20 protein-coding genes and 4 pseudogenes are annotated in these 25,976 nt (G+C 68.8%); 14 read left to right on the top strand and 10 right to left on the bottom strand.

Going from position 1 to position 25,976, the window contains the following annotated elements; all coding sequences use genetic code 11:
- Positions 1-690 carry a response regulator transcription factor gene (locus STROP_RS12350; protein ID WP_018833108.1) on the bottom strand — a complete coding sequence of 230 codons (690 nt, stop codon included), beginning with the start codon at positions 688-690 and terminating at the stop codon, positions 1-3.
- 37 nt (positions 691-727) lie between these two features.
- Between STROP_RS12350 and STROP_RS12345 the strand changes: the two genes are divergently transcribed.
- Positions 728-1,318: a hypothetical protein gene (locus STROP_RS12345; RefSeq protein ID WP_018831645.1), complete on the top strand. Its 591-nt coding sequence runs from the start codon at positions 728-730 to the stop codon at positions 1,316-1,318.
- Between the two features lie 92 nt (positions 1,319-1,410).
- On the opposite strand, the pseudogene STROP_RS12340 reads toward STROP_RS12345, so the two are convergent.
- A pseudogene (locus tag STROP_RS12340) lies at positions 1,411-2,058 on the bottom strand (hypothetical protein); the annotation flags it as partial.
- A 288-nt stretch (positions 2,059-2,346) separates the two neighbouring features.
- On the opposite strand from STROP_RS12340, the pseudogene STROP_RS12335 reads away from it, so the two are divergent.
- Positions 2,347-3,316, top strand: a pseudogene (locus STROP_RS12335) (NAD(P)/FAD-dependent oxidoreductase).
- Between the two features lie 148 nt (positions 3,317-3,464).
- Here the strand turns inward: STROP_RS12335 and STROP_RS25175 are convergent.
- On the bottom strand, positions 3,465-3,638 hold the full coding sequence (locus STROP_RS25175) for a hypothetical protein (protein WP_018831385.1): 174 nt from the start codon (positions 3,636-3,638) through the stop codon (positions 3,465-3,467).
- Between STROP_RS25175 and STROP_RS26385 the strand changes: the two are divergent.
- A pseudogene (locus tag STROP_RS26385) lies at positions 3,596-3,721 on the top strand (IS701 family transposase); the annotation flags it as partial. The gene STROP_RS25175 and the pseudogene STROP_RS26385 overlap by 43 nt on opposite strands.
- 27 nt (positions 3,722-3,748) lie before the next feature.
- Here STROP_RS26385 and STROP_RS25725 read toward each other — a convergent pair.
- From STROP_RS25725 to STROP_RS26380, 3 genes are read right to left on the bottom strand one after another with little or no spacing between them, the layout of a single operon-like run.
- Entirely contained in the window at positions 3,749-3,973 is a 225-nt protein-coding gene (locus STROP_RS25725; protein WP_018833112.1) for a hypothetical protein, read from the bottom strand.
- Complete coding sequence (locus STROP_RS12325) at positions 3,970-4,161, bottom strand: hypothetical protein (protein WP_018831383.1); 192 nt, start codon at positions 4,159-4,161, stop codon at positions 3,970-3,972. Before STROP_RS12325 ends, STROP_RS25725 begins: the two co-directional genes overlap by 4 nt.
- The gene (locus STROP_RS26380; protein WP_413540556.1) at positions 4,161-4,289 is read right to left on the bottom strand and encodes a hypothetical protein; all 129 of its coding nucleotides are present in this window, start codon (positions 4,287-4,289) and stop codon (positions 4,161-4,163) included. The genes STROP_RS12325 and STROP_RS26380 overlap by 1 nt, the downstream gene beginning before the upstream one ends.
- 468 nt (positions 4,290-4,757) lie before the next feature.
- Between STROP_RS26380 and STROP_RS24070 the strand changes: the two genes are divergently transcribed.
- The 5 genes and pseudogenes from STROP_RS24070 to STROP_RS12300 all read left to right on the top strand — a co-directional run bounded on the left by STROP_RS24070 (position 4,758) and on the right by STROP_RS12300 (position 9,932).
- Complete coding sequence (locus tag STROP_RS24070; RefSeq protein ID WP_012013677.1) at positions 4,758-5,639, top strand: helix-turn-helix domain-containing protein; 882 nt, start codon at positions 4,758-4,760, stop codon at positions 5,637-5,639.
- Entirely contained in the window at positions 5,632-5,820 is a 189-nt protein-coding gene (locus STROP_RS12315) for a DUF397 domain-containing protein (protein ID WP_012013676.1), read from the top strand. Before STROP_RS24070 ends, STROP_RS12315 begins: the two co-directional genes overlap by 8 nt.
- Before the next feature lie 317 nt (positions 5,821-6,137).
- Positions 6,138-6,992, top strand: a complete 855-nt coding sequence (locus STROP_RS12310; protein WP_012013675.1) for a class I SAM-dependent methyltransferase — start codon at positions 6,138-6,140, stop codon at positions 6,990-6,992.
- A gap of 427 nt (positions 6,993-7,419) precedes the next feature.
- Positions 7,420-9,294, top strand: coding sequence for a gamma-glutamyltransferase (gene ggt / locus STROP_RS12305; protein ID WP_012013674.1), 1,875 nt, complete (start codon positions 7,420-7,422; stop codon positions 9,292-9,294).
- Between the two features lie 133 nt (positions 9,295-9,427).
- Positions 9,428-9,932, top strand: a pseudogene (locus STROP_RS12300) (NUDIX hydrolase).
- A gap of 51 nt (positions 9,933-9,983) precedes the next feature.
- Here the strand turns inward: STROP_RS12300 and STROP_RS12295 are convergent.
- Positions 9,984-13,799, bottom strand: coding sequence for a glycoside hydrolase family 3 protein (locus STROP_RS12295; protein ID WP_012013672.1), 3,816 nt, complete (start codon positions 13,797-13,799; stop codon positions 9,984-9,986).
- A 747-nt stretch (positions 13,800-14,546) separates the two neighbouring features.
- On the opposite strand from STROP_RS12295, the gene STROP_RS12290 reads away from it, so the two are divergent.
- A complete protein-coding gene (locus STROP_RS12290; RefSeq protein WP_037329591.1) occupies positions 14,547-14,774 on the top strand; it encodes a type II toxin-antitoxin system Phd/YefM family antitoxin in 228 nt (75 codons plus the stop codon).
- A complete protein-coding gene (locus STROP_RS12285) occupies positions 14,771-15,145 on the top strand; it encodes a type II toxin-antitoxin system VapC family toxin (protein WP_012013670.1) in 375 nt (124 codons plus the stop codon). Before STROP_RS12290 ends, STROP_RS12285 begins: the two co-directional genes overlap by 4 nt.
- A gap of 343 nt (positions 15,146-15,488) precedes the next feature.
- Here the strand turns inward: STROP_RS12285 and STROP_RS12280 are convergent, their stop codons facing one another.
- The gene (locus tag STROP_RS12280) at positions 15,489-17,003 is read right to left on the bottom strand and encodes an MFS transporter (protein ID WP_026275383.1); all 1,515 of its coding nucleotides are present in this window, start codon (positions 17,001-17,003) and stop codon (positions 15,489-15,491) included.
- A 46-nt stretch (positions 17,004-17,049) separates the two neighbouring features.
- Positions 17,050-17,760, bottom strand: coding sequence for a siderophore-interacting protein (locus STROP_RS12275; RefSeq protein WP_012013668.1), 711 nt, complete (start codon positions 17,758-17,760; stop codon positions 17,050-17,052).
- A 136-nt stretch (positions 17,761-17,896) separates the two neighbouring features.
- Between STROP_RS12275 and STROP_RS12270 the strand changes: the two genes are divergently transcribed.
- The gene (locus STROP_RS12270; RefSeq protein ID WP_012013667.1) at positions 17,897-18,460 is read left to right on the top strand and encodes a GNAT family N-acetyltransferase; all 564 of its coding nucleotides are present in this window, start codon (positions 17,897-17,899) and stop codon (positions 18,458-18,460) included.
- 41 nt (positions 18,461-18,501) lie between these two features.
- Here STROP_RS12270 and STROP_RS12265 read toward each other — a convergent pair whose 3' ends face one another.
- Positions 18,502-19,422 (bottom strand): LuxR C-terminal-related transcriptional regulator, encoded by a 921-nt coding sequence (locus STROP_RS12265; RefSeq protein ID WP_187151625.1) that lies wholly within the window; start codon positions 19,420-19,422, stop codon positions 18,502-18,504.
- Positions 19,423-20,106: 684 nt separating this feature from the next.
- On the opposite strand from STROP_RS12265, the gene STROP_RS12260 reads away from it, so the two are divergent.
- From STROP_RS12260 to STROP_RS12250, 3 genes are read left to right on the top strand one after another with little or no spacing between them, the layout of a single operon-like run.
- Positions 20,107-21,900, top strand: coding sequence for an AfsR/SARP family transcriptional regulator (locus tag STROP_RS12260; protein ID WP_012013665.1), 1,794 nt, complete (start codon positions 20,107-20,109; stop codon positions 21,898-21,900).
- On the top strand, positions 21,897-24,080 hold the full coding sequence (locus STROP_RS12255) for a TOMM precursor leader peptide-binding protein (RefSeq protein WP_012013664.1): 2,184 nt from the start codon (positions 21,897-21,899) through the stop codon (positions 24,078-24,080). Before STROP_RS12260 ends, STROP_RS12255 begins: the two co-directional genes overlap by 4 nt.
- Positions 24,077-25,969, top strand: a complete 1,893-nt coding sequence (locus STROP_RS12250; protein WP_012013663.1) for a TOMM precursor leader peptide-binding protein — start codon at positions 24,077-24,079, stop codon at positions 25,967-25,969. Before STROP_RS12255 ends, STROP_RS12250 begins: the two co-directional genes overlap by 4 nt.
- Positions 25,970-25,976: the final 7 nt, after the last annotated feature.

Raw genomic sequence — 25,976 nt, 5'->3', positions numbered from 1 at the left:
TCAGTTCTGATCGACCATCATGACGCCGACCCCGCGGACGGTGTGCAGCAGCCGCGGCTTGGCAGCCGTCTCGCCGAGCTTGCGCCGCAGCCAGGAGATGTGGACGTCGATCGTCTGTTCCTCTCCGATTCGGGCCTGCCGCCAGACCTCGGTCATCAGCTCCCGCCGACTCACCACCTGCCCGACCCGCTCAGCCAGGTACGTGAGTACGTCGTACTCACGCCGGGTCAGCTTGAGGGGGTTGCCGTGCATCGTGACCCGCCGTTCCTTACGCCCGATCACCAGCGGCCCGACGGTGATCGCGCCGGGCCCCTCCCGGTCGGTGCCGCTGCGGTACCGCCGCAGCACCGCCGAGATGCGGGCCAGGATGTGCTCGCCGGAGAAGGGCTTGGTGACGTAGTCGTCCGCGCCCGAGTTGAGCAGGTGGATGATGTCGGTCTCCGACCGGCGGGCGGTGATGACAACGACCGGTACCTCGGAGATGGACCGGATCATACGGAGCGTATCCGTACCGTCGATGTCCGGCAGCCCGAGGTCGAGGAGCACCAGATCCGGCGGCTCCCCGGTCAGGACGCGCAACGCCTCGGCCGCCTGGCCGACGGCCCGCACGACATGCCCCGCGTCGGTCAGCGCGCGGGACAGCGCCGCCGTAATGATGCTGTCGTCCTCGACCAGCAGAATCAGCGCCATCTCGCTACCATAGGCGGAGCTGACGGAAGGGATCATTGTGCGCACACTCCGCAGGTGGGCGCCCACGCTCGGATGGCTCGCGGCTACTGCCGCCAGCATCGCACTGACCTCGGTCGCCCTGCTTCCCGTGCTGCGCACCGCGCCGGCCGGCGAGGATACCCTCGTCTCGGTTCGTGAGCTGTCCCGCGAGGGGCACAGCGACAACCGTTCGGTGACCGCCACGGCGTCGCCGTGGCCGAATGCGTCGTCGGCCACTCCGTCTGTGGCGCCACCCTCCGTGGCGCCGACCGTGGAGACACCGTCCGCTGCCGACACGCCACGCCCCAGCACCGTCGCGCCGCGTGAGTCCACCACCCGGGACGGCTGGACCGTCACCACAGACGACGCGGGTGTGGCGACCTACCTGCGCTCGTTCCGGGTGGAGGGCGGTCAAGCGGTGATCCGCGCCAGCGGTGGACGGGTGCACACTGTCACCGCTACCCCCAGCCTAGGTTTCTCGACGAAGACCGTGCAGAACACGCCAGACAACCTGGCGGTCTACTTCCTCGAGCCGCACCACCACTTCATCATTCACGTGGTGTGGCGTGACGACGCACCGTTCGCCCAGGTCAGCGAGATCGGCGACTGACGTCGCCCGCACCCTGCCGGAGTGTCCACCAGCGAGCACTCCCCACGAACCAGCCGGACCGGCCGCGAACGAGAACCTCGGGATGAGGGTATCTACGTACACATGTCGATTTCGGGGTGACAGTCGTCGTGTCGGTCGGCCAGGTGTTGGCTCAGCCGAGCCTGCATGAGGCGAAACCGGTCGAGCCACGGAGCCGGGACACGGCGGTCGTGCAGCACGGATCGGGCGATGTCCGCGGCGGTCTGGTGCTCGCCGCGCTTCTCATAGGTCAGGGCGACCATCCACCGCATCTCACCTTCCACGTCGAGGTCATCGGTGCGGGAGGCAACCCACCCGGCCTCGGCGGCGCAGTTGCGGCCCAACCGCAGGAGCAGCCGGGCCAGCCAGATGGTGAGGGTCATGCGGTCGGCGGGCGGCACTGTGCACTGGGCGTGGGCACGTTGCAGGATGGTCACTGTGATCCGGGGTGCGCGGGTGGTGAGCTGCTCGACGTGAGTGGTGAGCCAGCGGGTCAGCGTGACGTCCAACGGCACCGTGTCAGCGAGTAACTGGGTGACGACCCGCTCGGGTGGCCCACCGGCGCCTGCTATGCGCTCGGCGAAGGAGCGGTGCAGCAGGACTCGTAGCGCGCTGGCCGTTCCCTCATGCAGCACTCGCGTGACGACCGGGTGGCGGAATGTCAGCCGGTCGCCGATGATGGCGACGACGCCGGCCCGCGCGGCCGGCGTCAGCAGCTTGAGGGCAGGGCGTGGGAGGCTCGAGGAGCGCCTTGCCGCGGCCCGGATCTGACCCCGTCTGATCGGCGAATCCGGACCGCCGTTTCGGGACACGTGTCACGGCGGTCGGTCGGAAGCGGACCTGGCTTGCTGGTTTGTCGGTTCGCGCGCGGCGCAGCGGGCAGGATTACGAAGAGCGGCATGGGCGATGTCGGAACGCCGGCCGGTGTGGGCAGTTCATTTGCCACAACAGCAAACTAGTTTGCCGGATGGTCGCTGCCCGCGCATGGTTGCCCCTGGGAGGTGGTCAGGATGACCGATCAGCTGGAGAACAGTTATGACGTGGTGGTCGTCGGCGGCGGCGCCGCTGGCCTGAACGGGGCATTGATGCTCGCTCGGTCCCGCCGTTCGGTGGCGGTGATCGACTCAGGCGCCCCCCCGTAACGCTCCGAACACTCTGGGCGTGCATGGGTTGCTGGCGCGAGAGGGGATGGCGCCGACCGAGTTGTTGGAGCGCGGTCGGGCCGAGGTGCGTGGGTACGGGGGCCACGTGGTCAACGGCGAGGTTGCCGACGCGGCACGCGAAGGCGACGGGTTCACGGTCACCTTGGTCGACGGCAAGTCCGTGCGGGCCCGTCGGTTGCTGGTGACGACCGGATTGGTCGATCTGCTGCCGGAGATCCCAGGACTGCGGGAACGGTGGGGACGCGACGTGCTCCACTGTCCGTACTGCCATGGCTGGGAGGTTCGGGACCAGGCCATCGGCGTACTGGCCACCGGGCCGATGTCGGTGCACCAGGCGCTGCTTTTCCGGCAGTTGAGCGGGGACGTCACGTACTTCACGCATCACAGCGCTGGCCCGGACACGGAGCAGGCCGAGCAGTTCGCCGCCCGGGGGATCCGAGTGGTGACCGGTGCGGTGACGGCGGTGGAAGTCGCCGATGACCGGCTCGTCGGAGTACGCCTGGCTGACGGCACGGTGGTACGCCGGGACGCTCTGTCGGTCGCACCACGGCTGGTGGCGCGAGCCGGCTTCCTGGCGGGGCTTGGGCTGCGGTCGGTCGACCATCCCAGCGGGGTGGGTGAGTACGTTCCGGCGGACCCGTTCGGGCGCACCGAGGCTGCCGGAGTGTGGGTCGCCGGCAACGTCTCCGACCTGGCCGCCCAGGTAGGTGCCGCCGCGGCTGGCGGTGCCGTTGCGGCAGCGGCGATCAACACTGATCTGATCGCGGAGGATACCCGGCAGGCGGTCGCGGCTCTCCGGTCGGCAGAGTCCAGGTAGCCTGCTGTCGTCCGGGCCAGGCGAGGCTCGATTCCACCTTGATGAGCCTGAACCGAGGCGCCTTCCGGTGATCCGATACCGCACCAGCGCCGGACCGCGGTGTTGGACGCCGAGTGCCCGGACGACAGTTGCCAGCGTTCCACCGGTCCTAGCGGGAGTAGTGCTCGACGACGAGTTGTTCCTGGCAGGTCACCGGCACCTCCGACCGCACCGGCAGCCGGAGCAGCCGTGCGGTCAGGTCGGCGAGGTCGACCGCCAGGTAGGGCGTGGACCGCTCCAGAGAACTGCCAACTCGGGGTGTTCCTGGCGCATGCGTCCACACGCGGGCGCGCCTTGATCGACTGGGAGCTGTATCTGCCGCGAGTTCGGTGTGCCGATGAGGCCCGGCACACCGAAGCCGCGGTACCGGCGTAGGTGCGGTGCGCGACCAAGCTAGGCCCACGACATGAAACGGTGATAGAGGTTCGCCTCTTTGTGGATCTGGGATAGGTGCGTCTCCGCCTCGGCCATGAGCGCGCCCAAGTAGACCCGGAGCGCAACGCGGTTGTCGCGGTACTCGGTCAGGAGCCTGGCTCTGGCCGTTTGACAGGGCCACTCGGCCCTACAGGTGTCGCAACCCCACAAGGGACGCATCGGTAAGTGTGGCTCGTCGATCACCGCAGTGTGCCGATCACGATGGCGGCGATGACGATGGCCACTATGAGGGCAGTGAGAAGCTTCTGCCGGGTGGAGGGTGGGGCGATGTCCGGGGGATACTCCGGCTGTACCCGGTCGCCATCCGGCAACGGCGGTGGGCCGGACGGGTCGCGACGTGGCCGCAACTCGTCAGGTCTGTCGTCGGCCATCAGAGCCTCCGTAGTCCGGCGAGTACAGCCTCAATGACATCGTCGCCGGGACTTTGGGTGTAGACGACGCGTGCCCGACCGACAGCGCGAACCCGGGACAACAGCTGCTCCAGCTCCATCTCGGACATGGACGTAGGGCGGCCAGGGTTGAGTTCGCTGGCGAGCGCAATGCGAGGGTTCCGCTGCGGCAGCTTGGTTCTTGCGATCACGGTCGTCTCCCGTTGGTGGTAGCGACGGTGTGGCCGCGTGGGCAGCGCTTCGGGTCGCCGCACTTTGGGCACCATGAGCCCGATAGCCGGGTGGTGAACCCACCGACGAGTAGGCCAGTGAAAAGTCCGACGAGACCAGCAAGGCCCGCAGCCATAGATGTCCTTTGCGTCAGGTTTGTGACCAGTGCCCCTACTCGGAAGTTGTTGGTGAATGTGATCTTGATGCTTCCGGTGGGCTGGCTCGAGCATCACCTGCGTCGCGCGACATCGCAACGGATCGGAGCGAGATTTCTCGTTCCGGTATTTACACCGTCCTGGTAGGAGCGCATCATGTGTGTCGAGTGAGACGGTCCATCGAGGAAATTGAGACAGGAGGGAGCGGCAACGTTGGCAAGCGGAGGATCTAGTGTTCCGAAGCGGCAGCTTGGTCGATACCTGAAGCAAGCTCGGGAAGAAGCCGGGATTCCGCTCGAAGCTGCGGCGAAGCGGCTTGAATGGTCCCGAGCCAGGATGTATCGGATTGAAGGCGCGCAGACATCGGTAAGGACGCATGATGTCGAGCTAATGTGTCGTATTTATGGTACATCAGACGAAATGCGTTCGGCGCTGGTGGCGCTGGCCGCCGAGAGTAAGTCGCGCGGCTGGTGGCATGCCTACGGGGATGCCATTCCCGAATGGTTCGAGCTATACGTGGGGTTGGAAGCCGCGGCCTGTCACCTCCGATGGTATGAACCCGCGTTGATCCCGGGGTTACTACAGACTCCGGACTACATGACCGCCGTTTTTCAAACAAAGCCAGGAAGAACGGCTGACGAGGTGGCCCGCAAGGTAGCGCTTCGGTTGGAGCGTCAGCGCCTATTGACCAGACGTTCGCCAGCCGCCCCACGCCTGGAGGTAGTCATCGATGAGTCGGTAGTCCGGCGGCCCCCCAAGAATGTGGGCGGTTGGCAAGAGCAACTCGCCCATCTGGCAAACGTTGGACAGTCTGCCGCGAACGTAAGTGTTCGGTTGCTGCCAATGGGTGTCGGCCCGCACAGTGCGTCCGTTGCTGGCGCGTTTGTTGTCTTGGACTTCCCGCGAATAGGAACCCGTCCGGCAGAGCCCTCTACGGTGTACAGCGAGGCGCTCACGGGTAGCCTCTACTTAGATCGTCCAGGTGATGTTTCCGCGTACGTTGATGCTTGGTCTACTCTCTGGGAATCGGCGCTCGACGAGCGAGCGTCAGAGGACTTGCTCAGTACAGTGATAAAGGAGAGTTACGATGAGTGATCTTCCGCAGCCCCTCTGGCGCAAGAGCAGCAAAAGCGGTAACGAGGGCAACTGTGTCGAGGTTGCGGACAACCTTCCTGGCATGGTGGGTGTTCGGGACTCCAAGGATCCCGGCGGGCCGGCTCTGGTGTTCGGTCCGGCGGCGTGGCGGGTCTTCGTGCGGCACACCAGGCAGCACTGACCATTCCAGGAAGTCCGGCTCGTCGAGAGTCTGAGTATCAGCGGAAGGTCCGGTCCTCAGAGGGCCGGGCCTTCTCGTTCGTCGAGTAGCTGGTCGACTACCGGAACATGTGTACCGTGTTCCTGAGTCGGCCACCGCCAACACCATCGCCGGCAATCCGCCGGCGAGGCGTGCCTGGACATCGCAATCGACATGTCATCCTGGTGGCCGGCACGACCATCGCGCGGTGACCGTTGACGGGTTGACAATCTTGGCGCTCGGGCTGCCGTCGTAGCCCACCGAACGGGCGCGAGCAGTGAGAGCGATGAGGAGTGTCAATGACGAGCAGCGCGCGTACGGACTCGATCGTCGACGTGTTCGAGCAGGCCGCTTCCAGCTACGACCGCACCGAGGTGTCCTACTTCGAACCGTTCGGCACGGCACTTGTCAGCTGTGCTGGCATCCGGCCGGGCGACCACGTCCTCGATGTCGGTTGCGGCCGCGGAGCTGTTCTCCTCCCCGCCGCCGAGGCCACCGGGCCGACCGGCCACGTCACTGGTATCGATCTCGCGCCGACGATGGTGACGCTCACCGCCGACGACGTCGCACGCGCCGGCCTGACCCAGGTCGAGGTTCGGCTTGGCGACGCCCAGCAGCCGAGTTTTGCACCCCACAGCTTCGACGTGGTGCTGGCCGGGATGGTCGTCTTTCTGCTGTCGGCGCCGGAGCAGGCCCTGCGGGCGTACGCGCGATTGCTTCGCCCCACGGGTCGTCTGGCGGTGAGCACCCCCGGCGCCTACGACCCGGCCTTCGTCGCCGCGACGGATGCCCTGGCCGCGCACCTACCGGCGGAGCTGCCGCGTCCCGCGCCGACCGTCGGCCCATTCAACGATGAACAAACGATCACGGCGACGATGACGGCGGCGGGCCTGGACATCGCCGCGATCAGCGAGCATCGGGTCGAGAGCAGGTTCCACGACGTGAATCACTGGATGCGGTGGATGTGGTCGCACGGCGGACGAGAACTGCTCCAGCACCTGCCGGCCGATCGTCTCGACGCGGCAACCGCCGACGCGGCGAGGGCGCTTGAATCCGCGCGCACTCCCGAGGGCGATCTGTCCCTGACCACCGCGGGGCGCATCACGGTCGCGGTGCCCCGGTTGCGGGGTCCGGCATCTGTGGCGGCGCGGTGAGACGTGGGCAGCTTGTGCGGCGTGGCCGGGGAATGACGGGATCCTGACATCAGGTTCCCCTCCTTAGGGGATGGAGATACCACCGCCGCGTCTAGCGGCCCTCCGCGCGCGGCGGGCTTCGAGAGCCTGGTGCCCGTAGTCGGTGTTCCGCCGGCGGGTAGCGAGGCCGTTTGCCGGGATGGCTGCACCTATGCCGGTACCGAAATCGTCACACCTCGTGGCACAGCGCTAGCTACCATCACAACAGCGGCCACAACCCGCCGCACCGTACCGATCCACCTTTACCTACGCGATCTCATCACCGTTCAGCGGCGAGCCGGTCATGACTTTGGGCACGTCGCCTCCGCATCTGTCAATGGCAGACAAGGCCAGCCGAAGAAGAGGCGGATGGCAACGATCGAGAACGTCATCGACGTGAGGGGACAGGATGAGGGCCTACCGAGCAGGCCTGATGGCGGCGGTCGCCGCCGCGGGGCTGGTGGTGCCCGCGACACCGGTGGTCGCGGCAGGGCACGCGGTACCACCGCCGGTGAGTTCCCGCTCCACGGCTGCCGGGTACGGCGGGGCGGTGGCGACCGTTGATGCCACCGCGACGGCCGTCGGCCGCGACGTGCTGCGCAGCGGTGGCAACGCCGTCGATGCGGCGGTGGCGGCTGCCGCGACGCTCGGAGTAACCGAACCCTTCTCGGCGGGTATTGGCGGCGGCGGCTTCTTCGTCTATTACGACGCCCGATCCAAACGCGTGCACACCATCGACGGACGGGAGAGTGCGCCCGCGTCGACCCGGCGGGACACATTCGTCGACCCGGCGACCGGCCAGCCGTACGCGTTTGAGGAGGCCAGAATCAGCGGCCTCTCCGTCGGTGTGCCAGGCACCCTGCTGACCTGGGAGGCAGCACTGCGGAAGTGGGGCACTCGTAGCCTCGCCGCGTCGCTGCGCCCGGCCATCAGGGCCGCCGACAAGGGGTTCGCTGTCGATGCGACGTTCCGCCAACAGGTGCTGGAGAACGCGGCGGTGTTCGCGCAGTTCGCCCCGACGGCACAGCTCTTCCTGCCCGACGGGCGGGCACCGGAGGTCGGTAGCACCCACCGCAATCCCGACCTCGCCGACACCTACCGCCTGATCTCGCGCCGCGGCGTCGAAGCGTTCTACGAGGGCCCGATCGGGGCCGACATCGCGGCGGCCGTGCAGGATCCACCGGTCGCCGACTCTCCGCCACGGCCCTGGCCGTACCTGATCCGTCCGGGTGGGCTGACCACCACGGATCTCGCCGGCTACGAACTGCGGTTCCCCGCGCCGACCCACTCCAGCTACCGGGGCTACGACATCTACGGCATGTCAACGCCATCCAGCGGAGGCACGGCGGTCGGCGAAGCGCTCAACATCATGGAGCGTTTCGACCTGCGTCACACGCCCCCAGCGAAAGCGCTCAGTGTCCACCTCGACGCCAGCGCGTTGGCCTTCGCCGACCGCGATGCCTACGTCGGTGACGACACCCACCCGCGGGTGCTGCGAGAGCTGCTCTCCGACCGGTACGCGGCCACCCGGGCGGTGGTCCAGCCTGACTCGGCCTTGCCGAAACCAACGGCACCCGGCGAGCTGTCCGACCCGTACGGTAGCGTTCGCCCACCCACGGCGGCCACCAGCGGAGAGAAGGCAAAGAGCACCACGAACCTCACGGTCGCCGACCGCTGGGGCAACGTCGTCGAGTACACCTTGACGATCGAGCAGACCGGCGGCAACGCCATGGTGGTGCCGGGTCGTGGCTTTCTTCTGAACAACGAGCTGACCGACTTCTCGTTCGCCCAGCGGGCCGGAGCGCTGCCGGACCCGAACCTGCCCGCCCCGGGCAAGCGGCCACGTAGCTCCATGTCGCCCACGGTGGTGCTCGACGACGGCGAACCCTTCCTGGCAGTCGGCAGCCCAGGCGGTGCCACGATCATCACGACTGTGCTCCAGATCCTCTTCAACCGCATTGATCGGGGCATGTCGTTGTCGGAGGCCGTCGCCGCGCCCCGCGCGTCGCAGCGCAACAGCGACACACCGGTGGCAGAGCCGGCATTCATCGCCGAGTATGAGTCGGAACTTGTCGCGCTCGGTCAGCCGGCCTTCCGTCCCATCGCCGAATTGGGTGCTGCGACCGCAATCGAGTTCCAAGACCAACGCCGGCTGGTGGCCGTGGCAGAGCCGATCCGTCGCGGCGGTGGGTCCGCCGCGGTGCTGTGTCCTGCCCCGAACGGTGCCTGTGGGGCGGTGGACGGCGGTATCACCGTTACGTCGTCGCCCGGTGCCCCGAGATGAGGCGGCACCACAGAATGTGAGACAGGTTCGTTGACTTGACAGACCCTTGCGGATTTGCCTGTCGGGGCGGTGTCCGTGCAGGATGCGGTGGCGCTACCCGAACCTGGCGCATCGACTAGCTAGAGTCGCGGTGATGGAGGCGAGGTATCGGCCGGCAGCGCGGGTGATCTGTCTGGACGCTGCGTGTCGCGTGCTTCTGCTGCGTTGGCATGATCCAGTTGACGGGGTATGGCTGTGGGAACCGCCTGGTGGTGGCATCGAGCCGGGTGAGACGCCACTAGCGGCGGCCCGGCGGGAGCTGGTGGAGGAGACGGGACTGGACCCCGGTGCGGTCCGTGACCGGTCGATGCCGGTCGAGCGGGACGTGCGGTGGAAGGGCACGCGGTATGTCGGCCCGGAGGACTTCTTCGTGGCGTACTTCGCCGAGGACCGACCATCGCTGACGCGGACGGGTCTCCTCCCTGACGAGCAGGTCGACCTGCATTCGCATGCATGGGTTTCGTGGTCGGGCCTGGCCTCGTTGCCGGATCGGGTCGAGCCGCCGCACCTGCTGACCGTCCTTCGCGCCCTGACCGGACGGTCCCTGGCATGAGGAAGCGAAGGCCCGGCCCACTGGGGCCGGGCCTTCGTGTGGGTGACGGGCGGCGTCCCGGTCCGGCTGAACCCGGACACCGCCCAGCTGGTTGCCGTTAGCCTGTCGCGATCCGCCAGGCCGCGGCGAGCTTCCACGTCGCCGCGATGGGCTTGCCGGTCAGGAGCGCGTGCTCCGCGTCCGCGGTCAGCGTGGAGGTTCGCGTCGCCGAGGGGGCGGTGACGCCCTCCCGGACGATCGCTGCCTGCGCGACATCTCGGAGCGTCGACACCAGCAGTTCCTGCTGCGCCGCGTTGTCCCGGCTGCTGAGGGCCAGCAGGGTGGAGATCACCGTCAGTTTCGTGATCACTCGTCGCTCGTCGCGGACCGAGCCATCCTCATGCCAGGAGCTACCGTCGCGCAGCGACCGGTCCAGCAGCTTCACCGCGGCCCGGGTCCAGCCGTCCTGCTCGATCTCGGCCAGTTCGGCCCGCAGCTCGTGCAGCCGGTCCCGGGTCGGGTCGGTGCGCAGACCCCAGCCGTACGGGTAGAGCGGGTCGTAGTCGGCGTCACCGACGTTGATCGGCTCCTGGTCCAACGAACGCGGCCAGGACACCGGCAGCTGACCGGTGAACGGCCGCTCGCCGAAGAGCACGTCGGCCACGCCGGCCCCTTCAGTGCCGGGCAGCCAGGAGGCGACCACGGCGTCGGCGGGGGCGAGTGCATCGTCGAGCACGAGCGGACGACCGGAGACCACCAGCACCACGCAGTTGTCCACCGCCGAGCAGACCCGGGCCACCGTGTCCTTCTCGGCGTCGCTCAACGTCATGGTGAAGCCGTTGTTGCCGACGTCGCCCATGCCCTCCGCGTACGGCTGCTCGCCGACCACGACGACGGCCCGGTCATGCCCGTCCAGCGGGGCGGAGGCGTCGGCGCTGTAGGTCACCTCGGCGTCCGGTGCGACCTGCTGGATGCCGTCGAGGATGCTGGTGCCGGGGGTGATGTCGCCGTTACCGCCCTGCCAGGTGATGGTCCAGCCGCCGGACTGCGCGCCGATGTCGTCGGCGTTGCCGCCGGCGACGTAGAGCTTGCCGGTGGTGGCCAGTGGCAGCACCTGGTGGGTGTTGCGGAGCAGCACCTGGGACTTGGCGGCAGCCTCGCGGGCCACCGCGCGGTGCTCGGGCGAGCCCACGTCGGCCAGGTGGGTGCGGTCGGTGAACGGTTGCTCGAAGAGTCCGAGGTGGAACTTCTGGGTCAGGATTCGGCTGACCGCGTCATCGATGCGGGACATCGGAATGTTCCCGGCCTCGATCTCGCCGAGCAGCGTCTCCTCGAAGCGCTGGTACTCGTTCGGCACCATGATCATGTCTAGCCCGGCGTTGATCGAGATGCCTACGTCGCTGTCGTAGTCTCCGGGGATCTGGTCGATCGCGGCGTAGTCGCTGATCAGGAAGCCGTCGAAGCCGATCTCCTGCTTCAGGACATCGGTGAGCAGCTCCTTGTGGGCGTGCATCTTGACCGGGTTGCCGACCCCGTCGTCGGTGAAGTCGACGCTGGAGTACGACGGCATGATCGTTCCCGCGTTGTGCTCGCGCACCGACGGGATGTACGGCTCCAGGTGGATCCGGTCGAACTCTTCCCGGCTCATGACGACGACGCCCTGGTCGATCGGGTACCCTCCGTTGCCCGGCTGGTACTCGGTCCCGCCGTCGCCGGCGTAGTGCTTCACCGAGGCGAGCACGCGGTCGGCGTCCTTGCGGTTGGCCAGCTCGCGGCCCTGGAGCCCGTCGATCACCGTCTCGTTGGCGATCACCAGCGCCGGGTCCTCCCCGTACGCCTCGTAGGTGCGCCCCCACCGGTCGTCACGGGCCACGCAGGCGCAGGGTGCGAACGACCACTGTGGTCCGGTCGCTCGGGTCTCCTCGGCGGTGATGTGTCCGACGCGTTCGATCAGCTCCGGGTCACGAGCCGCGCCGAGCCCGATGTTGTGCGGGAAGATCGTCGTGCCCTGGACGTTGCTGTGGCCGTGCACCGCGTCGACGCCGTAGAGCAGCGGGATCTGTAGTCGGGTCTGCAACGTGCGTGTCTGGTAGCCGTCCACCATGTCCGCCCAGGACTCCGGGGTGTTCGGGGTGGGCGTCGAGCCACCGCCGGAGAGCAGCGAGCCGAGTCGCCAGGTGGCCAGGTCGTTCGGCGAGTCGAGGGCGTTCCGCTCGGCCTGGGTCATCTGGCCGACCTTCTCCTCGACCGACATCCGCCCGAGCAGGTCGGCGACCCGCTCGTCAACCGGCCGGGAGGCGTCCAGGTACGGCAGGCCGTGCGCGTTGAGCACGATGTTCGGTGGGTCCTCGGGGACGGCGAGGCCGCTGCCGGTCAGCGTCAGCGGGATGGTCTCCGCTGTTTCCGCCTGCTCGTCGGAGAGGGTCTGAACGGTGATCTGCCGAGTGGTTCCGGAGGCGGTGCCGGCGGGGAAGACGAACTCTCCCTCGACCGGCTCGTAGTCCTCGCCGGCGGTGGCCGAGCCGGCGCCGGTGGCGTATCGCAGGGTCACCTCGTTGTCCAGCGGTGCGTCATCGGTGTTGGTGAGCCGAACCGTGACGGTGGTCGACTCGCCCTCGTCGAGCAGGCTGACCGCCGGGTCGGCGTCCACCCGTACCGTCGGCCCCACCTGCGGAACGCCGTAGACCTCAACGTCGTCGATGCGGAAGGTGTCGGCGTATCCGGAGCGGGGCTGCATCGCGTAGCCCCACATCTGGTCGAGGTCCAGTTCCTGGTTGATGCCGCCGATGGGTTGATAGTCGGTGCGGTACGTGAACTGCGAGAACGGAAGCTCGACCAAGTGCCAGCCGACCCAGTCCTCGGTGAAGCTGGTGATCCAGAGTTCGCTGTGGTCGACGTCCGTCCCGCCGTCCTTGATCTCCACGTCGATTCGGCGGCCGGCGCCGGGCGCGGCCGGTGGCACGGTCAGCGAGCTGAAGTACCAGAACCGGAACCCGCCGAAGCTGCTCCAGTCCTGCGGCTCGGTGTCGAAGCTCAGGTTGTGCGCGAAGCCGGCCCAGCTGGTGGTGGTGTCGACGGCCACGGCCAGGGCCTGGTTGTCGGCGGGCGTGCCGTCGCGGGAGGCGTCGACGTAGCTCAGCTCCGGGATGCGGGAGTCGTCGCCGCTGAAGGTGATGACGCCGGGCTGCCCGGCCGGCGGGTTGAGCTGGGGCTGCGGGGCCTCGAAGTCGGCGACCGTCGCCACGTTGGTGAAAAGCTCCACCTGGTCGAAGTGCAGTTCACCGGTGCCCTGCGGCAGGTTGACCGCGAACCCCCACATCCGGTCGAGCTGTAGCTCCTTGTCCTTGGGACCGTCCGCCGGCTGGTAGCTGGTGCGCCAGACGAAGTCGGGGAAGACCGTCCGGATCTGTTTCCAGCCCGTGGAGTCGTCGATGAAGAACGACTCCCACAGCTCCGACGCCTCACCGTGCTCGCCGCCGTCCTTGATCTCGAACTGGACCTGCCGGCCGCTGCCGTCCCCCTTCACCCAGAACGAGAAACCGTCGTACGCCCGCCAGTCCTGGTGGCCGTCCGGGGCGATGAAGTTGTGGGTGAAGCCACCCCAGCCGTCGATGTCGTACCGGACGGAGAAGGCATCGTTGTCTCCGCCCGCGCCGGGTCGGTCGTCGCTTGCGACGGTGCCCACCTCGGGCCGCTCGGGTTCGCTGGAGGCGAAGAGCAGAACCTCGGGTGGGACGCCGTCCTCGTAGTCCTCGACGGTCTGCACGGCACCGGCCGACGGCGGCACGACGGCGGTGTCGGTGGCCGTGCCCGGGTCCGGCAGGGCCTGCGCGGCCCCGGGCAGGACCAGAAGGGATGCGGTAAGGGTGAGGGCGAGCAGGGCGGCGGTCCGGGTACGGAAGCCGCCCCGCCGACGTTCGGGTTCGGGATGCACGGTGCCTCCTGTGGTGGGGGATAGGGGCGCGGGCAGGGTGGATCGACCGCGCGCCGTCGGCTCGTGGTGGGTGGTGGGGGCGTCCGCCACCGGTGGTGAGCGGTGGTCCCGGCCGGGTGGGTGAGAACGCTCCCATCGATTGTTGTAAGCTACAACATATTGGCTCTCACCGTTGTGAGGAAGTAACAGGTAGGTAACGAGTCGCGGTGGGGGTGATGTCTCGCCCCCGTGTTGGTGCCGCGCTCGTGCCCCGGTCGCGCCCCGTCCAGTCGGACCGCGACGCCCCCGGTGTTGCCGGCGGGTGGGGTTGCCGTGTGGCGAGCGGCGGTTGCGGTATTAATCGACGCACCTCGCTGCTGTGCTGTTAATTTTTTCGAAACTGGCGTCGCGCAGTTAACACATGTAAAGGGGCGCGGCAGGCTGCCTGGTGGGTCACCTCGGGCACCCACACCCTGACCTTCCGGTTGGCGTTCAACCGGGAGTCCTCCAAACGACCATCGGGCACACGGGCTCCAGCAACTTCTTCAAGGCCCGGGGCCTGCACTCTGGCCAACTGTGGCAACTCCTCCCCGTGTAGCAGCTCCACTACGGGCAGGTGAGCATGTACGAACTGGTGGCTACTCATATTTGTAGCGTGCTGGGCGTCGCCCGGACTGCTTCCCGATCAGCGAAGCGGTCCGGCACTGTCGGCTAAGGTGTTAGCTAACCTGGGAGGTGGCCGTCGTGACCGAAGCTGTGCACTACAACATGCATGACGCCAAGACTCACCTGTCGCGCATCATCGAGCGGGTGGAAGGCGGTGAGGAGGTCTTCATCGACCGGGCGGGCACCCCGGTAGCGAAAGTCGTGCCGTTGGTGCGCCGGGTCAACCGCACCGCGATCGGCTCCCTCGCGGGGCAGCTGGACCTCTCCGGTGAATGGGACTCGCCGCAGACCAATGACGATATCGCCGACACCTTCGGCGTCGGCGCATGAGCCTGTTACTGGATACCCACGTCGCGCTCTGGGCCATCACCGGTGATGCGAACCTGGACCCGGCATTCCTTGATCGGCTTCGTCACGACCCGGATATCTTCCTTTCTCCGGTCACCCTTTGGGAGATCACCATCAAGCAGGCGGCGGGGAAGCTCGCCGGTCCGTCCGACCTCGCGGAGCGGGTCCGAGGCATGGGCTTTCAGGAACTGCCGGTGACGCACGCCCACGCGATCGCCGCGGGGCGCCTCCCACCTCATCACCGCGATCCCTTCGACCGGATGCTGGTGGCGCAGGCAGCCGTGGAAGGAATGACGCTTGCCTCTCGTGACGGGTCGATCGCGCGGTACGACGTGGACCTTCTCAAGGTCTGACCAGCGCCCCGCCCGCCCGGCGGTTCGGTGTCCTGTCGAGCTGGCCTACCCGCTGCCAGCCGGAACAGGAGGGCGCTGCGGCGCCAGCGCGACCCAACCATGCGCCCCCCGTCGAGGATCAGCAAGGTCAGCAGAGCGGGGCCCGCTGCCCCGGCCGTGTGGGACACCACCCACGGGGGAATGATCAAGCGGGTGGACAGCCCGACGCTTCGGGTGAACCATCCGCTGAATCTATGGTCGATCTGATCCGGCCCGGGTGCCGACGACGGGGCGATCTCGATCATAGTGGACATATTGGAAACGTTGCGTGAACCCAGAGCCCAACCACGTCGGCAGCGGATGCTCAACTCCGGGCGGAGATGCGGTCGGCGCGGTGCAACAGCGCGGCGGCGACGAGGCCGCCGACCAGGACGGCCACCGCCCCCACCGTCTGACCGGTGCGCAACGCGTCGGCGAAGGCGGCGGTGACCGCCTCCCGGTCCGGGCCCGCCGCGGCCAGGGCCGCGGGGAACGAGCCGGCGCCGGCCAGTGCGGCGGGCAGCAGCGCGGCGAAGCGGGCGTTGAGCACCGCACCCAGCACGGCGATGCCGAGACTGCTGCCAACCTCGGTCATGGTGCCGTCAACGCCGGCCCCGGCGCCAGCCTTGTCCGTGGGGATCGCGCTCATCACCGCCTCAACGATGGCCGGGTTCGCCAGCGCGCAGCCCGTACCCATGATGAGCAGCCCGGCCAGTAGCGTGCCGTAGCCCTCGGAGGGGACGTGCGTAACCAGCGCCAGCCCGCCGGCGAGCAGGGTCATTCCGGTGGCGATGGCGGCGGGCAGCCCGAGCCGGCGGATCGCCAGCGTGGCGACGCCGGCAACGTTGAGCACCACGATGGAGAGCGCGAACGGCACCATCCGTAGCCCGGCCTCCCAGGCGGGGTAGCCGCGGACGAACTGCAGGTGCTGGGTGAGAAGGAAGAGCGCGCCGGTGGCGCCAAAAGTGATCAGCACCACGCCGCAGACCGCGCCGACGAAGCGGCGGTTCCGGAAGAAGTGCATGTCCAGCATCGGGTGGGCGACCCGCTGCTCCCAGCGGACGAAGAGCCCCAGCAGCAGCACGCCGGCGGCGCCGGCGCCGAGGACCTTCGTCGAGGCCCAGCCGAGCTCCGGACCGGAGATGATCGCCCAGACGATCGCGGTCAGGCCGACGGTGGAGAGGGCCACTCCGATCAGGTCGAGGCGGCCGCTGGCCGGGTTGCGTGATTCCGGGATCAGCGCCCGGCCGGCGAGCAGACAGACCAGCACGATCGGGATGTTCATCAGGAAGATCGCGCCCCAGGGCAGGTGGGCGAGGACGATCCCACCGATCGGTGGCCCGGCGGCGAAGCCCAGCGCGCTGGTCGCCGCCCAGATGCCGATTGCCCGGGATCGCTCGGCGGAGTCGAAGACCTGCATGGCGAGGGCGAGGGTGGCGGTCACCAGCAGGGCGCCCCCCACGCCCATGCCGGCCCGGGCGGCGATCAACTGCTCGGAGGTACGGGCGAGGCCGGCCGCCAGTGAGCCCACGCCGAACAGCACCAGCCCGACCAGCAACATCCGCCGCCGCCCGTACCGGTCTACCGCGCTGCCAGCGCTGAGCAGCAGCCCGGACAGCACCAACGCGTACGCGTTGATCATCCATTGAACGTCGGCGGTGCCGGCGTCGAGCTCTACGGTGAGTACCGGAACCGCCACCGTCAACACGGTGTTGTCCAGCACCACGACGAGTTGGGTCAGGCAGAGGATCGCGAGAATCAGCCAGCGGTGCGGCACCTTGCCGATCGCGACGGGGAGGTCTACTGGCGCCGGCGCGGCGGTCGCTGAAGCGTTGCTCATCGCGCCGTGGCTTCGTCGTGCGGGGCCAGGTTGCCGAGTCGGCACATCAGGCGACCCGCCAGTAGCCGAGGGAGGTGAGCTGGTGTTTGCCGACGCCGAGCGTCCGCCGTACGTGCCGGGTGATGCTGCGGGTGCTGGCCGCCTCACACGCCACCCAGTAGTGCGCGGTCTCGCCGGTGGGTAGCGCGGCGCAGACGGTGTCGACCAGGTGCCGCCCATCGTCGCGGCGCGGCACCCACGTCACGTCGTGGTGGGACCGGGCGCGCGGAGTCAACGCCTTCTCGTCTTCATGGGCAAACTCCAGCCATACGGTTGCGGGGATGTCGGCGCCGGCGTCGAGGAGGCTGTTGATCGCCGGTAGCGACGCCGCGTCCCCGACCAGGTAGAGGTGCTCCGGCGCCGGGTCGGGCAGCTGGAAGGCGCTGCCCTGCACGGTCGCGTCGACGGTGTCGCCGACCTGCGCGGTGACGGCCCAGCGGGCGGCGCAGCCGTCGTGGAGAGCGAATTCCAGGGTGAACCGCCCGGTAGTCGGATCCGGATCGACCAACGTGTACGCCCGCTGGTGTGCCCGGCCATCGCTGTCGAACCAGAGCCGGATCCACATTGTTGGGTGCACGCCACACTCTGCCAGGAGGCCACCGTCGTCGAGGAGCAGCCGCTGGTAGCGCCCGGCAACCGATTCGGTGCGCAACACGGTGAGCCGGAAGTCCCGGCCACCCATGGCTCGGAGGACCAGGCCCTCCCAGTTCCGTTTCACAAACCCTCCAGCTAAGGTCAGCCTTAGTTAGGAGAGGTTAACCTAAGCGGGAGCGCTGATGAAACTGCTCCCTGCCCGCTGGGCCCCAAGCGGCTGACCCGATGCCGGCCGGGCACCTCACGAAGGGTGAGACTACGTGATCTACCAGGAGCAGATTCCCGACCTCGGTGAGCTGACGCTGGAGCCGGTGCACCCCGACCGGCACGCCGAACTGCTGCACGGCTGGGTGACCTTGCCCCGTAACGAGTTCTGGGGCATGGGGTCGCACACGCTTGACCAGGTGCGCGAGATCTACGCGTTCCTCGACGGGTTGGACACCCATCACGCGTACCTGATTCTGCTGGACGGCGAGCCGGTGGGGCTGTTCCAGACCTACCAGCCGGAGGCGGACCCGGTGGGGGAGCGCTATGCGGTGCAGGCGGGGGACATGGGGATGCACCTGCTGCTCAACCCACCACGGCGCTACCTTCGCGGCATCACCACGGCCGTCGGCCCGGTGCTGGTCAGGTTTCTGCTGCAAGATCCGGCCACACAGCGCATCGTGGTGGAGCCGGATGTGCGCAACGAGGCCGCGCTGCACCGGCTGCGGATCGAAGGATTCATCTTGGCCGCGGAGATTGACATGCCCGACAAGCGGGCCCAGTTGGCATTCTTGACCCGAGCCCGGTTTGAGGCCGATCACCCGACCCCGGTGGGATAGGGGTACCTGCTGCTCCGGATCCGGATGACCTTGCCGTGGGGTCAGATCCAGCGACGCAGTGCCACCTCTACGCCGGCCTGGAAGCGACTCTTCGCGTCAAGGCGTCGCATCAGGTCACGGACGATGCGACGGACGGTTCGTTCGGAGAGCTGGAGTTGGCGGCCAATCGCCTCGTCGGTGCGCCCTTGGCGGAGCAGCCGAAGGATAGCAACGGTTTGATCATTTAAGCCGTCCCTATCGGTATTGGCTGACCTCGGGAACTCTCTGCTTTTCTCCCAGAGCAGGTCGAAGAGGAGGCACAGCGTGGAGACCAGGGAACTGCCGCGGATCTCCAACGCACCCCGGCGGGGCCCCGGCCCGATCGGGATGAGCGCGAACTTCCGGTCGACCACGGTCATCCGCACCGGTGCCTCGGACATCACCCGACTCTGCTCGCCCTGTTCGGCCATCAGCTCGGCGTGTGCTCGGGACCGGGCGTCGTCCAGTGTGCATTCCTGATATATGTGGCGGATCGTTACCCCTCGGGAGAGGGCGATCCGGGTCAGCGTCCTGGCGGTCTCGATGGTTCCTGGTGGCATCGCCCGGCCGGTGGTCAGCGTCATGACGCTCTCGGATGCGGTGCAGGCGTGTTCGGTGAGGCGTTCCCACACGGTGTCGGCTCCCTCCAACCGCACGATCTCCTCCCGCCCGCGGTGGGTGTCGTGGCTGGCGGCGTGGGCGAGCACCGAGGCGCGCGCCGCCAGGAGCTTCGCCTGCTGGGTGATCGTCTGCTGCTCGGCCTGGTGAAGCAGGGCGAGCAGACCGAGCCGCAAGCTCACCGAGCGCAGAGTGCCTTCCTGGCCGGGTGACGGTGTGATGAGTGCCTGGTCGGCCAGAGTGGAGAAGGCATCGTGAACGACCGTCTCCGGTACGTCCAGGCTCGTCGCGAGTTCATCGACGTTCCAGGTCGGGTGCTCCACCATCGCCCAGTAGACGGCCTCGATTCCCGCCGATATGCCTAGCCTGTCGAGCAAGGTCGCCTCCACGAGCTCTACCAGGTGTTCAGATTAGTGAAATCTGCTCCTTCCGCAAGGTTCGAACATTGAGGTTCGCCTTTTTGTTGGGTCCGGACTAGCTCGCGGTGTGACCGTGACCAGGCCGGTCGGCACGTTGTGCGCAGGCTGCTGCGGATGCCCGCCTCTCCGCCGGTCGCCGCCTCCCGGCGTCGGGGCGTCACCGTAAGGCGGGACCAGCCCATCGGTCCTGGCTGCCCCGGGCGTTGCCGGAACCGGCCACGGCCGGTTCCGGCAACGCCCGGGGTGCTGACGCGGACGACATCGGAACCGCACGATCATCGCGGCGGCGCCGCCAGGAGGCAGGTGGCAGATGAGGGGGGAGGTGCCCGATGTGTATCGGGCAGAAGTGGACGGTTGACGCACTCGTGAAAGCTGCCGCGATCGAAGCGCGAATCCGATTAGGCGAACGGACCGTGCGGCTGCTGCGCGCTGCCCGACCGCATTCCCGGATTTGCTCCGAATCGTGTGGTATTGCCGTTAATGTAGAGCGGCTTCAGGCCGTATCAGGCAGTGGGAGACCATCGAGAGCGCCACATCGTGCCACCGCAGGGTTGAACAACCACCGAGCGTCCACGCGGACGGGAGACTGCGATGGAGTCGGTCGCGGTGAGCCCATCCGGCGGTGACCAGCGAGCCCGCCCGGCGGTGTTCCGGGTGCTCGGCCCGCTGACCCTCAGCAGCGGCGGGGACACGCTGGTTCTGCCGCCGTCGAAGGTGACCTCGTTGCTTGCCGTGCTGCTGTTGCACCCCGACGAGGTGATCTCGGTCAGTACCCTGCAGCAGGCTGTCTGGGGTGACGCGCAGCCTGCCTCGGCCAAGGCCGCGTTGCAGACCTGCACCCTGCGGCTTCGGCAACTGTTTCACCGGCACGGCATCACCGGCAGCGTGATCAAGACAGTGCCGGGTGGCTACCGGATCACCGCTACCGCCGCCACCGTCGACCTGATGCGCTTCCGCGAGTTGATCGGCCGTACCCGCGACGTGCCGGATCCAGAGGCGGAGCTGGCGAGGCTGGAGGAGGCGCTCGCGCTGTGGAGCGACCCAATGCTGGCCAATGTGCCATCAGAGGCGCTGCACCGGGACGTGGTACCCCGGATCAGCGAGGAGCGGGTCCGGGCGATCGAGCGGGTGTGCGACCTGAAGATCAGCCTCGGTCGGGACCGGTCCGCGCTGGTGGACCTCTGGACCGCCAACCGCGCGTACCCCGCGAACGAGCGCTTCTCCGCACAGCTCGCCTCGGTGCTCTACCGCACCGGTCGGCAGGCGGACGCCCTGGCCGAACTGCGCCGGATCCGGGACTATCTTCGCCACGAACTCGGCATCGCTCCGGGCCCGACCCTGCGGGAGTTGGAGCTGACCATTCTGCGGGGCGAAGCGTCCACTCCGGTCGCTCCAGTAGGGAGACCCGCCACCGTAGTGTCCCGGCACCCGGTCGCGTCCAGCCTCATCGGTCGGGACGCGCTCGGCGAGACCGTCGCCGAGCGCCTCCGCGCGGATTGCCCGATCGTGGTGCTCACCGGCCCACCCGGCGTCGGCAAAACCGCGCTGGCGCAGCACGTCGGGCAGCTCGTCGCCCCCCACTTCCCCGGCGGTCAACTCCGGGTGGCGGCGGACACCGTGTCGCACGACGCCCAACGGCGGCTGATCACCCCGGTTGACCAGGGCCACGGTGCCCAGGTGGGCCGACGGCTGCTGTTCGCCGACGACGTGGTCAACGGCAGTCAGGTACGAGCCCTGCCGGCCCTTTTGGCACCCGGTGACGCGCTGCTGCTGACCAGTCGCCAAAGCCTGTCTGGTCCGGTTACCCGACTTGGCGGCTGGTTGCACCGGGTGGAGCCGCTCGAGCCTGCCGACTCGCTCCAGTTGCTCCGTTCCGCGCTGGGACCCGAGCAGGTCGATGCCGACCCGCAGAGCGCCGCGGAGATCGCGGCGCTCTGCGACCACCTGCCACTCGCGCTGCGCATCGCCGCCACCCGCATCCTGCTGCGCCCCCGGACGGAACTCGCGGCGGCGGCGGAGTGGCTGCGTGCGGACCCGCTGAGCCGGCTGAGTCTGCCCGGCGAACCGGACATGTCACTCGGCCACCGCTTCGACGAGGCCCTGTCCCGAGCCGGCGAAACGTTGGAGGCGGCCTTCGTCAGGCTGGCCACCGCGGCCCCCGCCGCCATCACCGCCGCACCGGCCGCACAGCTGCTCGACGTTGACCCGGCCACGGCTCGCGACCTGCTCGACGGGCTGGTCGACCACAGCCTGGTCGAGGAGGCCGCGGATCACTACTGGATACGAGCCTTGCTGCGGCGACACGCCCAACTCGCGGCCGAACGGCACGCCCCCCACCCCGACCCACCGCGACGGCCGCACCGAGCGAAGGGATCCATGCGATGAGCACTGCATACGACACGGTGGCGCAGACCCGACCGCGAGTGCGCCACGACGTGCTGTTCACCAGGACCGAGGACGGAGTGTTGTTCCACAACGCCACCAGCGGCTTCCGGCTCTCCTCCACGACCGCCTACCGGCTGGCATCGTTGCTCATCCCGCATCTGAACGGGCGTCATCAGGTCGCGGACATCTGTGCTCGGTTGCCCGCCGGGCAGCGGGCCATGATCGGTGAGCTGGTGAGCACCCTCTACGCGCGCGGCTTCGCCCGTGACGTTCCCGAGGCGGAGGTCGACCCGACGACGATCCTCGGTCCGGCGGTGGCCGCGCATTTCGCCACCCAGGTCGCCTATCTCGACCACTACACCGACCGGGCGGCGCAGCGCTTCGCCACCTTTCGGAACACCTCGGTCGCGGTGCTGGGCGCCGGCCCGGTCGCCACTGCCTGCGCCACCGGGCTCCTTCGCAACGGCGCCGCCACGGTAGCCGTCTCGCCGGCAGTCGTACCGAGGCTCACCCCGGAGCTGGCCGAGCCGAACGCCGCGGGCTGCGCCGCGACGACCGTGCCGCTACCCGACGCGCGCACCGAGGTCGGCTGGTCCGCGCTGGCCACGGCGGAGATCGTGATTGTGGCCGGCGGAGATGACGCGCCCCGCGACACCCTGCGGCTACTCGCGGCCGGAATTCCCCCCGGCCGGCTTCTCCTGCCCGCCTGGGTCGCCGGTGGGCGGATGCTGGTCGGCCCGGTCCAAGGCGTCGGCCGTACCGGATGCTGGTGCTGCGTCATGCTGCGGCTGGCCGACAACGACGAGACCGGGGGCGCCGGCCGGGTGTGGCAGGCGGCGGCGTTGCCGTCCGGGGCCGCCCCCGCCGCCGTCGAGCCGGACGGACCCCTCGCCGCGATGATCGGCAACCTGCTGGCGTACGAGGTGTTCCGGCTGACCACCGGCGCGCTGCCCGCCGAGACCGACGGGAGCGTGATCGTGCAGCACCTCGCCTCACTCGACGTGCTGACCGAGCAACTGCTTCCGCACCCCCGGTGTACCTTCTGCCGGCCGGCCCCACCCGAACCGGCCTGGATCACCGGTGGGCTGGACGACCCGCCCGTCGGGGCCGATCCCGCGGCCGGCCCGGCCGCTGGGGCACAAGACGCGCTCGCACAGTTGGAGGCCCATCAGCCGCTACTCCAACCGCATCTGGGTGTGTTCCGCCGCTACGACGACGAGCGTTGGGACCAGACCCCGATCAAGGTCGGCGCGGTCGAGTTCACCGACGGCAGTGGCCAGCGCCGTACGGTGGCGGCCTTCGACGTCCACCACGTCGCGGCGGCCCGACTGCGGGCGCTACGGATCGCGGCCGTCGTCAACACCAGCAGCGTCGCGACCGGCATCCCCACCCCCCACGACCGTCCACGGCTCGACGCCACCCGCCTCGGTCTCGCCTCGGGCTGGGATGACGCCGCGCCAGACACGTGGGCCACCGCCCGGTCACTGTTCACCCGCGAGGTGGTGGCGGTGCCGGTGTCCGTACTGGAGCCGTTCGGCGCGGCCAACCGCCGGCACGGTGTCGAGCCGACCAGTGCTGGCGGGGGAGCGGGCGGTGATCTCACCGAGGCCGTCCGGGCGGGCCTCGCCTCGGCGCTCGCCGGGCAGCGGCTACGGCAGGTCGTCTTCGGTCAGGAGACCGTCCAGAAGATCCGCTTCAACACCATCGGCGCCACCACCCCCGAGCTGCTGTTCCTCACCAGGTCGACGGCGAACCTGGGTGTCACCATGGAACTGCTCGACCTCGGTGGACAGCGCGACACCGGGGTGGCGGTGCTGCTGGCCCGCTCCTTCGACCCAGGCCGCGGTCAATGGACGTACGCGTTGACCGCCGATCCGGACTGGACGGCGGCGGCCGTGGCGGCGCTGCGTGACGTGCTCGGTCAGGCCCAACTGCGTGCACAGGACCCCGAGGTCGTACCGGACACCGGCGACCCCGTGCTGGTCGACTTCGACGCCGGCACGGTGCCGGTGCACGAGGAGGTGGATGCCGGCGGGGTCAGTCACCGCTGGGCCGATGTGCTGCAGCGGCTACCGGGCCTCGGGTGCGACGTGCTGGTGGCACCCGTCGGTGGTGCGGACCTGGCCGCGGGCGGGCTGGTGGCGGTCAAGGTGCTGCTGGCCGCCAGAGGCGACCGATGAGCGACGGCGCGGCTGCGACCGACGAGTTGGTTTGTTCCGGTCTGGCCCGGCTGCTTGCCGAGCGGGGCTGCGACGCGGAGGTGGTCGCGCTGGGGGTGCGGGACGAGTACCGGGCGTCCGCCCGCCCGGAGCGCGGACCGCGGGTGCTGCTCTACGGGCAGCTTGCGCTGATCGGACCGGTGCCGCCGGCAGCGGCCTGTTCGACCTGCCTCGCGCGTCGCTGGCAGGCCGTGCGCCACCGCGACCTGCGCGACGCGGTGGAGCTGGGCGGTGACACGATCGCGGCGGGCCCCTGGCCGTACGCGACCCCGCTCGTCGCGGACTTCCTGCATGCGCTGATCGCGGCGCGCCGCACCACCGACACCGGACCGGCCAGCACCGGGACGGGGGCGCCCAGCACGGTGTTTCAGGTCGACCTGTCGACCCTGCGGGTGCACCAGGTGCCGCTGCTGCCCGATCCCGAGTGCCCGGGCTGCGGTGACATGGTCGCCGACGCCTCGGAGCTGGCGGTGATTGGGCTGCCCGCCACACCGAAGGCGGAGTCAGGCACATTTCGTGGCCGGGACCTCGACGACTATCCGCTGAACGTGGCGGCGTTCGCCAACCCGGTCTGCGGGGCGCTCGGCGGCAGTCTGTGGCAGGACGTCACCTCGCTCTCCACCTCCCCGGCGGTCGGCTCGTTCACCCTGCGGTGTGGCCGCTTCCTGCGGGAGACGCTCTACGGTGGGCACGCCGACGGCTACCGGAGCAGCTCCCGGATCGCGGTGCTGGAAGGATTGGAACGCGCCGCCGGCCTGCGCCCGCGGGGCAAGCGCACCGCGGTCACCGCCACGCTGCGGGAGCTGGGCGACGACGCCCTGGACCCACGCGAGTGTGGGCTCTACACCGACGCCTTCTACCAGGCCAATCCGTACCTGCACCGGTTTGATGTGGATCGGCCGATCACGTGGGTGTGGGGCTGGTCGCTGCGCGACCAGCGCACGCTGCTGGTACCGGAGATACTCGCCTACTACCATGCGGCGAGCGTCGAGGAACGCTTTGTCCAGGAGACCTCGAACGGCTGCGCCTCCGGCGGATCCATGGTGGAGGCGATCTACCACGGGCTGATGGAGGCGGTCGAGCGCGACGCGTTTCTGCTGTCCTGGTACGGCGGCCGGTCCCTACCAGAGATCGACCCGGCCAGCATCGACCGACCACGAACCCGGATGATGGTCGACCGGCTGGCGATGTACGGCTACCGGGCCCGATTCTTCGACACCCGGATGACCTTCGACATCCCGGTGGTGACCGCGGTGGCCGTCCGCAGGGACGGCGGTCTCGGTACCCTCGCCTTCGGCGGCGGGGCGAGCCTCGATCCGCAGGTCGCGATCACCGCGGCGCTCTGCGAAATCGCCACCGACTCGGTGATGGTCCGGGTTCGTGCCCGCGCCGACGAGCCCCGGTTGCGTCGGATGACGACCGACTTCTCCCGGGTGCAGGGCCTGCACGACCACCCGCTGCTCTACGGCCTGCCGGAGATGGCGCGGCACGCCGCGTTCCTGCTGGATCACGGCACCGCGCTGGCCCCGATGGCGCACCTGTACGAGCGGGACCGTCCCGCCCCACCGGTCAGCACCGACCTGCGCGACGACCTCGAACGCTGCCTGAAGCAGGTGACGGCGCAGGGCTTCGACGTGATCGCCGTTGACCAGACCACCCCGGAGCAGCGCGATCTGGGCCTGACGACGGTGAGCGTGGTGGTTCCGGGGCTCCTGCCGATCGACTTCGGCTGGCTGCGCCAGCGCGCCCCGCACGCGCGGCGGCTGCGGACCGCGTTCCGCACCGCCGGGTTCCTCGACCGCGACCTGCGCGACGACGAAATCCACTCCGTTCCCCACCCGTTCCCGTGAGGTGCCG

The organism is Salinispora tropica CNB-440 (genome assembly GCF_000016425.1).
GTDB lineage: Bacteria > Actinomycetota > Actinomycetes > Mycobacteriales > Micromonosporaceae > Micromonospora > Micromonospora tropica.
Note: the sequence above shows the minus strand (reverse complement) of the source record. Positions and strands in the feature narration are given on the sequence as shown.